This window comes from Bacillus sp. N6, assembly GCF_052805735.1.
Genome location: NZ_CM127843.1, coordinates 1,710,940 through 1,724,424, shown reverse-complemented (window position 1 = coordinate 1,724,424; position 13,485 = coordinate 1,710,940). Strand labels below are relative to the sequence as shown.

The 13,485-nt window shown below is 35.0% G+C and carries 11 protein-coding genes and 1 other annotated feature (1 of these 12 only partly in view); of the genes, 2 read left to right on the top strand and 9 right to left on the bottom strand.

The genetic code is table 11. The features are described 5' to 3' along the window. Nucleotides 1–194, bottom strand: a binding site (T-box leader); it reaches 29 nt to the left of the window's first position. A gap of 144 nt (nt 195–338) precedes the next feature. The 6 genes from ACUXVC_RS08995 to ACUXVC_RS08970 form a co-directional block, all read right to left on the bottom strand. Then, nucleotides 339–1,166 (bottom strand): DUF4037 domain-containing protein, encoded by an 828-nt coding sequence (locus ACUXVC_RS08995; protein ID WP_053564775.1) that lies wholly within the window; start codon nt 1,164–1,166, stop codon nt 339–341. Nucleotides 1,167–1,258: 92 nt separating this feature from the next. After that, nucleotides 1,259–1,771 (bottom strand): GNAT family N-acetyltransferase, encoded by a 513-nt coding sequence (locus ACUXVC_RS08990; RefSeq protein WP_098975772.1) that lies wholly within the window; start codon nt 1,769–1,771, stop codon nt 1,259–1,261. Between the two features lie 77 nt (nt 1,772–1,848). Next, a complete protein-coding gene (cysK, locus tag ACUXVC_RS08985) occupies nt 1,849–2,766 on the bottom strand; it encodes a cysteine synthase A (RefSeq protein ID WP_098975773.1) in 918 nt (305 codons plus the stop codon). Nucleotides 2,767–2,776: 10 nt separating this feature from the next. Next, on the bottom strand, nt 2,777–3,988 hold the full coding sequence (locus ACUXVC_RS08980; RefSeq protein WP_001149399.1) for an MFS transporter: 1,212 nt from the start codon (nt 3,986–3,988) through the stop codon (nt 2,777–2,779). Between the two features lie 213 nt (nt 3,989–4,201). Beyond that, nucleotides 4,202–5,461, bottom strand: a complete 1,260-nt coding sequence (gene hflX / locus ACUXVC_RS08975; protein ID WP_000393283.1) for a GTPase HflX — start codon at nt 5,459–5,461, stop codon at nt 4,202–4,204. Nucleotides 5,462–5,944: 483 nt separating this feature from the next. Beyond that, nucleotides 5,945–6,481 carry a cobalamin biosynthesis protein CbiN gene (locus ACUXVC_RS08970; protein WP_340785039.1) on the bottom strand — a complete coding sequence of 179 codons (537 nt, stop codon included), beginning with the start codon at nt 6,479–6,481 and terminating at the stop codon, nt 5,945–5,947. 200 nt (nt 6,482–6,681) lie between these two features. Between ACUXVC_RS08970 and ACUXVC_RS08965 the strand changes: the two genes are divergently transcribed. Continuing rightward, on the top strand, nt 6,682–7,665 hold the full coding sequence (locus ACUXVC_RS08965; protein ID WP_340784208.1) for a ketoacyl-ACP synthase III: 984 nt from the start codon (nt 6,682–6,684) through the stop codon (nt 7,663–7,665). Nucleotides 7,666–7,711: 46 nt separating this feature from the next. On the opposite strand, the gene ACUXVC_RS08960 is transcribed toward ACUXVC_RS08965, so the two are convergent. Beyond that, complete coding sequence (locus ACUXVC_RS08960) at nt 7,712–8,986, bottom strand: MFS transporter (RefSeq protein ID WP_016082095.1); 1,275 nt, start codon at nt 8,984–8,986, stop codon at nt 7,712–7,714. 174 nt (nt 8,987–9,160) lie between these two features. On the opposite strand from ACUXVC_RS08960, the gene ACUXVC_RS08955 reads away from it, so the two are divergent. After that, nucleotides 9,161–11,026, top strand: coding sequence for a hypothetical protein (locus ACUXVC_RS08955; protein WP_095691092.1), 1,866 nt, complete (start codon nt 9,161–9,163; stop codon nt 11,024–11,026). A gap of 36 nt (nt 11,027–11,062) precedes the next feature. On the opposite strand, the gene ACUXVC_RS08950 is transcribed toward ACUXVC_RS08955, so the two are convergent. Together ACUXVC_RS08950 and ACUXVC_RS08945 are read right to left on the bottom strand one after the other, a co-directional pair. Next, complete coding sequence (locus ACUXVC_RS08950; RefSeq protein WP_446026003.1) at nt 11,063–12,811, bottom strand: MFS transporter; 1,749 nt, start codon at nt 12,809–12,811, stop codon at nt 11,063–11,065. Between the two features lie 36 nt (nt 12,812–12,847). After that, nucleotides 12,848–13,387 carry a PadR family transcriptional regulator gene (locus ACUXVC_RS08945; protein ID WP_000678346.1) on the bottom strand — a complete coding sequence of 180 codons (540 nt, stop codon included), beginning with the start codon at nt 13,385–13,387 and terminating at the stop codon, nt 12,848–12,850. Nucleotides 13,388–13,485 lie beyond the last annotated feature (98 nt).

The window sequence follows — 13,485 nt, the reverse complement described above, 5'->3', positions numbered from 1 at the left end:
CCTAGTTGTGAAAAAATCTTCACCACTTTATTTGATAACGGTATAAACTACCGTCTTTCATTTCCTCATAATGCGAGATTTATGAAAGATGCTCCAGGACGAACTTCATGAATAATCTATATACTGATTCACACCAACCATCAGCTCTCTGAAATAGGGAGATATTCACTACTATACCCTTTCATTGCCCAAATATTATTTTCCGAATTGATTACTATCATTTTTATCACACATTAAAAATAGTGTCAACTTATATTTCGAATTTTTATGTATTACAATCTATTTCAAAATTCAAAATGTGAGTTTTCTTTTAGGAACAATCGATAAAAATCTATTTTCTATTTCACAAAATAAAAAATAGATTTTTCTTGCTCATCCACATTTACTCCTGGCGCGTATGTATGAACTTGTTGCAACACTTCTTCTATTAGCAACTCTAACTCCTGCACACTATTTTCTGGACTCCCTATTAATGTGTCCGCCATACGTTCATATAAATTTTCAGGTTTAATAGTCATTCGTTCCACATTATTAGGCATCCATTTAAACGCTGGATGATGTACATACATTTTATTCAAACCAAATAAAACACCGAATACGTTCCTTTGTACTTCGCAAATAACATCATAAAGCATAAGCCAATCTTTCCGTTTTAAAAGCGCCTTTCGATTGTGCCAACGATTACTTAACCATAGATTTTCTGAAATCATTCGTTTTACTAGTTCATCTGGATATACCACTACTCTATCTTTTAATTCATTCACTTTCCCTTCTCCATACAAACTAACACCATCATGAACGGATGATACAATACATTGTTTTTCATAACTTATATCATATTGATCCACCACATCCGAAATCACTTTCTCTACCGTCTCTGTTAAAAAGTTACTAATCTCTAATTTAATTCCCTCTTTCGTTAAATACGTTTCCGACCATTCTTCTTCCTCATACGGATGATACGATAATATTGTCCCATCAATATGATGAATAGGGGCCCTACGATCCTCATCTTCTGGCGGTGTTGACCATAAAATATGTAATTCTATATCTGAATGTTCATCTTCAAGCTTTCTAGCTACTGAACCCGCTAAAATAATGGCTTCTACTTTCGGATTTTGCCTATAGATCTCTGACATCTCTATTGCTTTCTCTTTTAATCCCATTTCATTTCCCCCTAAAATTGCAGTAATCCCCTATACTGCATTTATCTATTTCGATATTATAGCTTGCATTACCTTTTCAAATTCCTACTACATCATATTTCTATCCAAAAGCGCTGAATAACTTCACCAGTACGAGAAGAAACTACTTCATTTTCTAACACACCGCCAACCTTTTGAATCGTTTTAGCAGAACCGATATTGGATTCATCACAAGTTATTAATACTTTCTGCAATCCTAATTTTTGCGCTTCAGCTAATGCAAGTTGTAGTTGTTTCGTAGCGTAACCGTGGCGACGTTTATTTGGATGGACACTATATCCAATATGACCGCTTTCCCGTAATAATTCTGGATTTAATCTATGTCTAATATTCACAAAACCTATAAGTTCCCCTTTTTCAAAACTTAAAAACTGACTAGATGGCACTCGATTAGCTAGTAAATTTTCTCCTAGTTCTTGTTTACTCACTTTTTCAAACCATTCATCAAGAGAATCAAAGTTTTGTAAAGAACTACTTCCATGTGGTTGTTCCCCTGAGTTTAAAAACGCGTGTCTATACGCTTTAATATGCTCACTATATTCATGGGTTGGTTTTAATAGTTTCATTGTTCTTCTCCCCTCTTCATTCCATAAAACAAACACCTTAATAGTAGCTATTCACTATTAAGGTGTTTCTATCCTTTTTATTCAAATAACCCCATGCTCAAATAACGTTCACCTGTATCAGGCGCAATACATAAAACTTTTTTACCAGCGCCTAGACGTTTCGCTATCATGATTGCAGCGTAAACAGATGCTCCGGAAGACGGCCCAACTAATAATCCCTCTTGTCTAGCTAAGTTTCTCATTGTCGTTAAAGCCTCTTCGTCTGCAATTTGAATAATTTCGTTATACACTTCTGTATTTAAGTTTTTCGGGATAAACCCTGGGCTTGTTCCTACTAGTTTATGAGGACCTGGTACACCACCTGATAAAACGGGAGATCCTTTCGGTTCCACTACTGCAATATATAAGTTTGGTAATTTCTCTTTTAACGTTTCACCAGTCCCTGTAATCGTTCCGCCTGTTCCTGCCGTTGCAATAAAAGCGTCCAGCTCTCCATCCATTTGTGCGTAAATTTCAAGCGCAGTCGTATAACGGTGAATATTCGGATTAGCTGGATTTTCAAATTGTTGCGGGATAAAACTATTCGGTATTTGTTTTTGCAGTTCTAACGCCTTCGCAATTGCTCCTGGCATTCTTTGTTCTGCTGGTGTTAAAACTACTTCTGCTCCGTATGCTTTCAATAAATTAATACGCTCTTTTGACATATTATCTGGCATAATTAAAATCGCTTTATACCCTTTAGCTGCTGCATTCATCGCTAAACCAATCCCTGTATTCCCGCTTGTCGGTTCAATAATTGTATCTCCTGGTTTGATGAGACCATTTTCTTCTGCAACGTGAAGTAAATTATAAGCAGCACGGTCTTTCACACTGCGCGATGGATTAAACATTTCTAGTTTCACATACACATCTGCTGCGTCTTCCGGAATAAATTTAGATAATCGGACGACAGGTGTATCTCCTATTAATTCCGTAACGTTTTCACACAATTTCATAGCGCATCCCCTATTCTATCGTTTTCTTATCACTTGGCAGTAACCATGAAGTGAGTCCAATTAATGGTAGACAACTACATAATAGCATAATAAATTGCAGGCTATATATATCTGCTAATTTCCCAAGAACTACAGCACCTAATGCTCCAAGTCCAAACGCAAGACCTACGATTAATCCTGACACCATTCCCACTTTTCCAGGTACAAGCTCTTGTGCATATACAACAATTACACTAAAACTACTTGAACTAATAAAACCGATACATAAAAATAACGGTACGACCCACACAAGTGAGACATGTGGTAATAACAGTGCAAGTGGCGCTGAACCTAACATTGAAAATACGATGATATTTTTCTTACCAAATCGATCTGCTAACGGTCCTCCGAAGAAAGTTCCTAACACACCAGCAATCATAAATGCGAATACGAAATACTGGGCATTTTTTATAGATAAACCGTAATGCTCTATTAAGTAAAATTGATAGAAATTCCCGATACCAGCACCGTACCAAGAGCGTACAAAAGTAAGAAAAACAAGAAGTATAATAACGAATTTAATGTGTGTACTTACAATTGCATTTTCCGCCTCAAGTGCAGCCCTCTTTTTCCTTCTTACAGCACCGGTTGCTAATTCATTTTTGTACCAATTCGATACGAAAATTAATAATACAATTCCTACTGCTGCAAATGCTGTAAAACCTAATGAACCAATTTGACCGAGTGGAACGAAAATTAGCGCTGTAAAAATAGGAGCTAGAGAATTCCCCGTGTTTCCCCCAACTTGATAAATTGCTTGCGCTAACCCTCGTTTTGCACCTGCCGCCATATACGCAACACGAGCGCCTTCTGGATGAAAGACCGCGGAACCTAAACCAATAAATAAAACAGAAATAATAACAATAATAAAGTTTGGTGCAAACGCGAGTCCAATCATTCCAAGCATACTTGAAAACATGCCGAGTGGTAATAAAAATGGTGACGGCTTCTTATCTGAATACATACCAAACACCGGTTGCATAATCGATGACGTCATATTTAATGCAAACGCAATCCACCCTACTTGCATATAGGATAAATTCATCGTTTTTTCCAAAATAGGAAACAACGCCGGCACAACTGCTTGCATCGAATCATTTAAAAAATGCCCAAAGCTAATCGCAAATAAAATTCGATATATTGTCGGTGTTTCTACAGTTTTTTTGTGTGAAACTGCCTGCATATGTGAATCTCCCCTTTCTGTACAAAATATATATTTATTACAGTAGGTGTAATAAATTCTGACTTTTGAAACATTTCTATTCTATACTGCTTTCATTTCTTTTTCCAGAAATATAACTTAACTCCCGTCATTGGCTTGCATCCTTGTAACTTTCAGCGGTAAAACAGTACAAAAAAAAAGACAACCCAATCACATACTGGGTTGCCTCTTACATTAAATTGCAAAATGCTTATACTTCTCGTAATCACTTGTCTTACATTCTATTTGTAATTTGGTACCTTCGTTTTCGTAACTCGTAGATAAAACGTGTGCATGATTATTGAAATACGAAACTACCTGTCCTTGATCATATGGAATTAACATTTCACACTTCGTATATTCTTTATAGATGTGTGAGCGAATCATTTCTACAAGTTCTTCAATTCCAACATGTTTCTTCGCTGATAAATAAACGCGATCTTCTTGCACTTTCGGAATTTCAACATCTACCATATCTGATTTATTATAAGCATAGATCGTTGGAATATTTTCTACTCCAATTTTCTTTAACGTTTCATTTGTAATATCAATTAATTGTTCATAATTTGGATTTGCGTAATCTACAACGTGAATAAGTAGGTCTGCTTCCGCTACTTCTTCTAACGTTGAACGGAACGCCTTCACAAGATGATGTGGTAATTTACTTACAAATCCAACTGTATCTGTTAATAAAAATGATTTATTATCTGGCAAATCAATATTTCGTACAGATGTTTCTAACGTCGCGAATAACATATCTTTTTCAAATACTTGTTTTTCTTCTGTACCATTATAAATTTCAAGCATTGCATTCATCGTCGTTGACTTTCCTGCATTCGTATAACCTACTAATGCTACAACAGGTATTTCATTTTTCTTACGCTGCTTTCGCTGCGTTTGACGCTGGGCAACGAGCGCTTCTAAATCTTTATTCAAAACTGAAATTTGTTCTTCAATTTTACGACGGTCTAACTCTAACTTCTTTTCACCGACACCTTTATTTTTCGTACCAACGCCGCCGCTCTGTCTCCCTAACGATTCACGAAGACCGATTAAACGAGGCATCATATACTGAAGATGTGCTACTTCTACTTGTAGCTGTGCTTCTTTCGTTTTCGCACGTTGCGCAAAAATATCTAAAATTAAAATGGTACGATCAATTACCTTACAATCTAAATCCTCTTCTAAATTTCGAATTTGTGAAGGAGATAATTCATCATTAAAGATAACCATATTCGCATCTATTTCTTGTACATACGCTGCAACTTCTTCAATCTTTCCTTTTCCGATATAATGCGATGGATTTACTCGTTGTAAATTTTGCGTTACTTGCCCAATTACCTCTACATCACAAGCTTCCGCAAGATTTGTTAACTCTTCCATCGAATATGCAAAATCATCTTCATTACCTACATTTACTCCAACTAAAACTGCTCTTTGTAATACTTCTTCCATATATTTATTCCTCCATTTCGATTACGTAAAATAAAAAACACAGGTCGCTGCCTGTGTTTTCGTAAACGGATAAGGGTTCACCAAAGAAATAGAAGAAAGCTATGCTTTCATCCTATTTTATAGTCAAAAAGTCCCAAGATTGTATACGTATCCACAGTAAGTGTTCACTTATACAATCCCATTCTATTTATAAAGGCAAAACAAAAAGAGGGCGTATTCGTCCCTCCCTCTTTTTCACATATAAGCTTAATAAAGGGTTCCTTTAAAATAGGCAGACCAATCCCGTTCACTCTGTACACAGACAGAGCCTTTGAGCGCTATTCAATTATTGGCACAAAGTATTGAGACGTAATCTGATTAAGATCAAAGGAAGCCCCTCCGTTCATTTTAAGTTACATAAAGTGTAGCATAAGTAATTCGCTTTCACAAGGTTTAACAACCTATATCACACTAAAGAAAATCTTTATATTTTTACTTTAATCGTCATTTTTTGCGAGTTTTTCTCACAATAAAAATAACAAAAACAATCATCAATAACAAACCAATGGAAATAATAGCAACTTGCCGCCAATTTAAACCGCTCACCATCTCACCTTTTAAATCCACTTTCTTCGTCGGAACAGACTCTTTTGCAATTTGACTTAAAGCCGCTTTGTCCGCCCCTGCCTCATCCAATCTCTTCGTTCCACTACAACTATTTGTGTGTAATTGTTTTTCTGATCCTCTTTGAGTAGAAAATACTAAGTACCCTCCTCCTTCTACAAAGCGAAACATACAATCACCACCCTTTGTATATACGATAATTTGCGAAGAAGTTGTCCCTTTCCAAATTTTCTTCACTTCAAATAACACTTCAGTTCCAACCTCTTCTTTCCTTCCAACCTCAATTACTTTTCCCTCAAACACTACATCGTTTTTTTGAAATGCATCTTCTGTTGATACTTTAATACAATCACAAGCATAAGATTTCTCAGGAAAAATAATAAGAATAAAGCTACAAATGATGATGACAGGAAACATGTGTAAAATCCTTTTCAAGGAGCTTAACTCCCTTCATTATCAATTTTAGAAACTTCTCGTATATTATTTTTACAGCACTCGCCAAATTCCTTCATAGTAAGTTAAGTATTATCGTTTTAATACAACAAAAATCTTTATTGACATTTTTATAACCTGATATTAGTATCAGGTTATAAAAATAAAAGTTAGGAGATGTTCCTATGCATTCTAAATCTCGTATTACTGCAATTGGTACTTATGTTCCAGATCAAATATTGTCTAATAACGATTTAGAAAAGATGGTCCATACGAATGATGAATGGATTGTACAAAGAACAGGAATGAAGGAAAGAAGAATCGCTAGCGACGAAGAATACTCCTCAAACTTAGCCATTAAAGCAATTGAAAATTTATGTACAACATATAAGGAAAACTTAGAAGATGTCGACTGTATCATTGTCGCTACTACTACTGCTGATTACGTTTTCCCTAGTGTTGCTTGCCAAATACAACAATACTTCAACATACCTCATACACTAGCTTTTGATTTAAATGCAACTTGTGCTGGTTTTACATATGGACTACACGTCGGTAATAGCTTAATCACTTCTGGTTCACATGAAAAAGTACTTGTCGTAGCGACAGAGACATTATCTAAAGTTACTGATTATACCGATAGAACGACCTGTATTTTATTCGGTGATGGTGCTGGAGCTATTTTATTAGAAAGAGATGAAAACACCCAAAGCTTTATCGCTGCTCACATGGGAACAAACGGTGATGGCGGCATTCATCTATATAGAACAAACTTATCTACTACTATGAATGGCACACCACTGCAAACAAATGAAAAAATCGTTCAAAATGGAAGAGAAGTATATAAATGGGCAACACGCACAGTACCAAAAGGCATAAAAGATTTATTACATACCGTAAATATGCAAGTAGATGATATAGACTGGTTCATACCCCACAGCGCTAACTTACGAATGATCGAATCTATTTGCGAAAAATCTCAAATTCCAATACAAAAAACATTAACGAGCGTGGAATATATGGGGAATACCTCTTCAGTCACCATTCCACTCGCTTTAAATTTAGCTATAAAAGAAGGGAAATTAAATAACGGAGACACACTTTTACTATACGGATTTGGTGGCGGACTTACGCATTTAGGGCTTATTGTAGAGTGGAATTTAATTTAAGTGTATAAAAAGAGGCTCTAGTCAGTAACTAGAACCTCTTTTTCATTTAATTTCTTGCCCCTTTTCGAGACCATATCACAACAGGAATAAGTAATAACGCTAACACGCCTCCAGCCAATGACAATGCCGCATAACTTGAATTCGCTACTACCATACCTGACATTGCTCCACCAGAAGCCCCAGCTAGCGCAATAAAAACATCTATTTTCCCTTGTGTTTTAGCACGTGTAGACGGTGTTGTGGAATCAACGATTTGTGCTGTACCACTTATCAATCCGAGGTTCCATCCTAGCCCAAGTAAAGACAGAGCAACGATTAATAATAATAAAGAATCACTTGGCGCTATCGCAGCTATGACACCCGCTGCAAGTAAAATCACTCCACCAGCTATGCTCATTGTAGTTCGGCCAATTTTATCAATTAACATTCCTGTAACGAGAGATGGAAGATACATTGCACCTACATGAAAACCTATCACAAGTCCTACTGCACTTAAACCGTGACCGTGGTGTCCCATATGAACTGGCGTCATCGTCATAATCGCAACCATCACTATTTGCGTAAGTATCATTACGATTGCTCCAACTGTAATACCTCGTTTATTTTCTTTCGCTTCTTCTGTTATTGGTTGTCCTTTATATGTATGTTCCTGTTTATATCTTTCTATTATGTTAGCAATAATCAAAGGATCTGGACGAAGCATAACAAAAAGAACTAGACCCGCCAGTATAAATGCTGCTGCCGATAGTATGAACGGACCTGCAAGTTTAGGAACTCCAATTGATTGAGCAAAACTACCCATTACTCCTACTAAATTTGGTCCTGCAACTGCACCGAAAGTCGTCATTACCATCGTAATACTAACAGCCGTTGCTCTCTGCTTCTTATCTGCTAAATCTGTACCTGCATAACGAGCTTGTAAATTCGTAGCTGTACCGGCACCATATATGAGTAAAGAAATAAGTAAAAGAATAATGCTATTTGTTAAAGCTGCCATTACAACACCAATTGCTCCAAATCCGCCTACTATAAACCCTGTTGCAAGACCTATCCGGCGTCCATATCGTTGCGAAAGCTTCCCTACTATGAAAGCTGCTAATGCCGATCCTAATGTAAACATAGCAGTTGGTAATCCTGCAAATGCATCTGTTCCAAGCATTTGCTGCGCAAGAAGTGCTCCCACTGTAATACCAGCAGCTAGTCCTGCACCGCCAAACATTTGTGAAATGCTGACGATTATTAACGTTCGTTTGTATAGTTTTTGTTGCTCTTCTTCTGTGTACACATGATTATCTATTAAAGCCCCTGCCTTATCTAGCAATTCCCCATCCTCCTTTTAAAATTAATCCCTCTTGTTAATGTACTATGTGTAACGTTACATATTCAATGGCATTTTCCATTCCTTCCTTTCATTCTAAAAAACTTTCTAATCATACTCGACTTATCCCATGCTATATTAAAAATACTACTATTCACAATATGCAAGGAGAAAACAATGAAAAAAACAGTAGAATTATGTGAAGCTTGCAAACATGATCCAGTATATAAAATAGAAGAATCCGATCAAGCAAATCAACCTTATAAATTATGTAACCAATGTCATGAGCGTCTTATTTCGTTATCTTTACATCCTAAAGAATGGTACCACCTTGTAATGATTCACTCACCTTATAAATATTATTTGCATGATAGTTTTTATGAAGAAGATGGTAAAGCGAAGCAACCAAAATTAGAGATGAATGAGCACAAACTTACACCCGTGCCCACTTTAGAAGAAGTTCGCTCTAGTTTAGAGGAATTACTTGATTACACCATGACTAGATGGTTTCTTCAAGAAGCAGAAATTGAAGCTCTTAATAGGTACGATCAAAACGAAGTACTAGATGCTGTTATAAACCGCTTTTCAAACACAATGAATGGTGTAATTAAAACTAGATTACTTGAGATTATTATATGTATACTAGGAGAATTCGCCTCAGATTGGATAAGAAAACTGTGGAAGGCATTTGATGAAGATTTACTTGCACCTCTTTCTCACGCTGCAGCTTATTGTTTACCATTTGAAGAAGCCTTTCCTTTAGTAATAGAAAGGCTAAAAACAGTATTAAAAAGTGAGCTTCCGACCACTTCCTTCATTTGTCTGCATTCTTTTCAATCATCAGAAACATTAGATTGGATAGAGGAACATGCAGTATCATTTCATAACGATTGGGCGCGATTAGCTGCAGTATCACAACTAACTTGGAGACGAATTAAGTCTTGGCTAACAAAAGGACACCCTTTAAGTTTAATAGCACTTGATGCAATGGTTAGCTGTATACCTGCAAATGAAGATGTACTACATGAAATGGATCCAAAAATTTTATTAGCAGATCCGTCAGAAATAAAGTCAACCTTAATAGCTTACAAACAAAGAGACAATGTTCCAACTGTCAAAAGAAGTGTTAAAACTATTTTAGAAAACAAGACAGAAATATTTCAATACATGAATCCTTTACAAATATCTATCAAAAAGAAACCACAAAACTTTTTAGTTATGGATGGCACAGTACAAATCCATGAAAACAGACTGGATGAATACGTAGACTTCATTAATACAAACAACTTTACTGATGTTTACATTAATGATCTTAGGTATAATTTGCACCATATTAATTTTCTTGAACACTGCCCGCAAATTGAAAGCTTACACATTAGTAGTATATATATTACTGATTATTCATCCCTATATAAATTAAAAAACTTAAAATCTTTATCACTAGAAGAACCACAAGTTCCACTAAACTTAACAGAGCTAGAAAGCTTTACAAATTTAGAGGAACTTCACATAAAGTGTAATAAAAACATTAAAGGCTTCGAATCTTGTCCTAACTTAAAAGAACTATACATTTGGAAATACAAACCGAAACAAAAGAACCTTGAAGAATTAATGTCTTTACAAAAAATTGAAAAACTAAGCATTACACAAGGGAACATTAATTCATTAAAAGGATGTAGGTCATTACCTAAATTAAAGCATTTAGAACTCAATTATTTAAGAAATTTAGAGCATATTGATGAAATTGAAAACAATGCTTCAACTTTAAAACACATCGAATTCGACCATTGCAGTAAGCTTAAAAACCACGAATATTTGCGCTATTTAACGGAATTAGAAACTCTCATCTTATCAAGTTGTGGTAACATACGAAATCTACAATTCATTAAAGAACTACAAAAATTAAAACATTTAAGCTTCGTGGATTCTACGATTGTAGACGGAAATTTAGAATCTTGCGTCGGAATTGATTTTGTTGGTTTTAATAATAAAAGGCATTATAGTCATAAATTTAAAGAATTAAATCCAGATTTTTCATACTAACGTAAGGAAAACAGGCTAATAGCAGCCTGTTTTCCTTTACGCTTCTTCTACTATCCTTCCCTTTCTCTTTTTACTCAAAGCTTTCCCTTCCCAAAACAACAAACTTACGAAAGCACAAATTAAAATAATTGGCACACTTGCTTTATATAAATCTGTAAAACTCATAGCCATCTGATTCTTGGCATAATGATTCACATCATTTGAAAATGTGAGTACTTCTTCCTTTATACTTTCCTCTTGTTTTTCAACTTCTTTTGTCACTTGCCTCATAACTTCTTCTCTTTTTACATCTCTATATTCTACTGGAACTTTTCTTAATATTTCATCCGTCTTGTCGCGAATCAATTCTTCCTTTTTCTCTTTACTTAATCCCATTGTCATTGCATTTTGTTTCTTATTTATATTCGACTCTAAACTTTGATTCTCTATTTTTTCTTTAGTCATTTGTAAAATTTCAGTTTGCTCAGTACTATTCACATGAATAGTACTCACCTTTTCTTCTGCATAACGATATACTTTTTCTTTATTTACAGTTAAATTGTGAGTTAAGTTAGAGACAAATATTGCGACTGCCAATACAATTCCGACTTGTCGTAACATTGATACAACACTTTGAGAAGCAGTTAACAATTCTCCTTCAAACGAAGACGCACTTAAAACTGTAATTGGCCCCACTACTAAACCATATCCAACACCTAATATCATACATGGAATAATAATTTCTATATTTGTTGAATGAACATCAATCATTTGCAACCAATAGTAGGAAAGCCCCATAATAAGAAATCCTGACAAAATAATAGTTACTTTTCCGAGTTTTTTAATTAAAGTTGCTGCAACTGGTGAGACAAAAAATATCATTGCTGAAATAGGTGTCACTAAAAAAGCCGCTTCAATTTCCGTTCGACCTTGTAGTTTCGTCAAGAACGTTGGAAGCAATACAGTAACTCCAATTAAAAATAAATTACTTAATATAACAACGATAGACGCTCCGACAAACATTCGATCTTGAAATAACTTTAAATTCACCATTGGATTATGAATCTTTCGTTCTACTAAAACAAATAGAATAAGAGAAATAGTGCTAATTGCATAACAAGACAAAGCAATATTACTTTGCCATCCCCATGTATTACCTTTTACTAATATGAGAGTAAATGAAAAAATTGCTGTGCTACTTAATAGTAGTCCTATCCAATCTATTTTTGAGATAATCCGTTCTTCATTTTTTATTTGTAGCATGATGCAACATAAAACGATTCCTATTATACAAACCGGAACATTAACGAAGAACACCCATCTCCATCCTAAATTTTGCGTAATAATTCCACCTATTACTGGTCCCATAGCAGCTGACAATCCTTGTGTTACTCCTAAAATCGCAAGCGCAACATGCCTTTTAGCTAATGGCATAGCTGATACACCAATTACCATACTTGTTGGAAATAAAATCGCTGCCCCAATACTTTGTATAAAACGAGAAAAAATAAGAAAATCACCTGTATTAGCAAAAGCGCAAAGTACCGATCCACCACCAAAAATCACCAGACCAAGAATATACATCTTTGCTTTTCCAAAGATATCAGCTATCCGCCCTAACGGAATGGCAAGTACTGCAATCGTCATTGTATAAACATTTAATACCCAAGACATCTTTTCTAACGAAGTATTTACACTCGATTGTATTGCCGGTAAAGCTATATTCATAATTGTCGTATCAATCATACAAAGAAAGATACCTAGACACATTAAAAAGACAATCTTAATACCCTTTGATTGCTCCATCTTTATATACCCCTTTATTTATTGTGAACGCGTTTTTCATTCTTCTGTTTTATTGTTTTCTTTCGCCTCTAACTCTTCTAATTTTTTCTTCAAAGTCTCCACTTGTGCACTATACGATGCAATACCTACATCTAGTGAAATTTCTTCGACGAAAGTAATACCTACTCTCCACTTTTCATATTTCAATCGAAGATCTGCAATGTACGCTTCTTTTCTTTCAATTTCATCTTTAATCCATTTTTTTATTGTTACATCATCACTATAGTTACCAAAATACATTCTCATTAAAAAATCCGAACGTAAAACATCCTTCTCTACAGGTGTCTGCATGTATTGATAAAATTCTTCACGCCCCTCATCTGTAATAAAGTACATTTTCTTATTCGGTTTTCCCTCTTGCATGACAACCTCTTTTTTTATTTTCCCTTCATTCTCCAATTGTCGTAACGTTGGATAAATCATTCCAAAACTTCCATCAAAAAAATGAGTAAATACGTCTTCAAACACAATTTTAATATCGTAACCAGACAATTCCTTTTGCATTAATAAACCTAAAACAACATCTCTTCCCTTCAAAGTAAACCCCCCACATATTATATAATCAATAATCATATTAACATTGTTAATATGATTATTGATTATATACCTTATTCTGTTAATTGTAAAATGTTTCT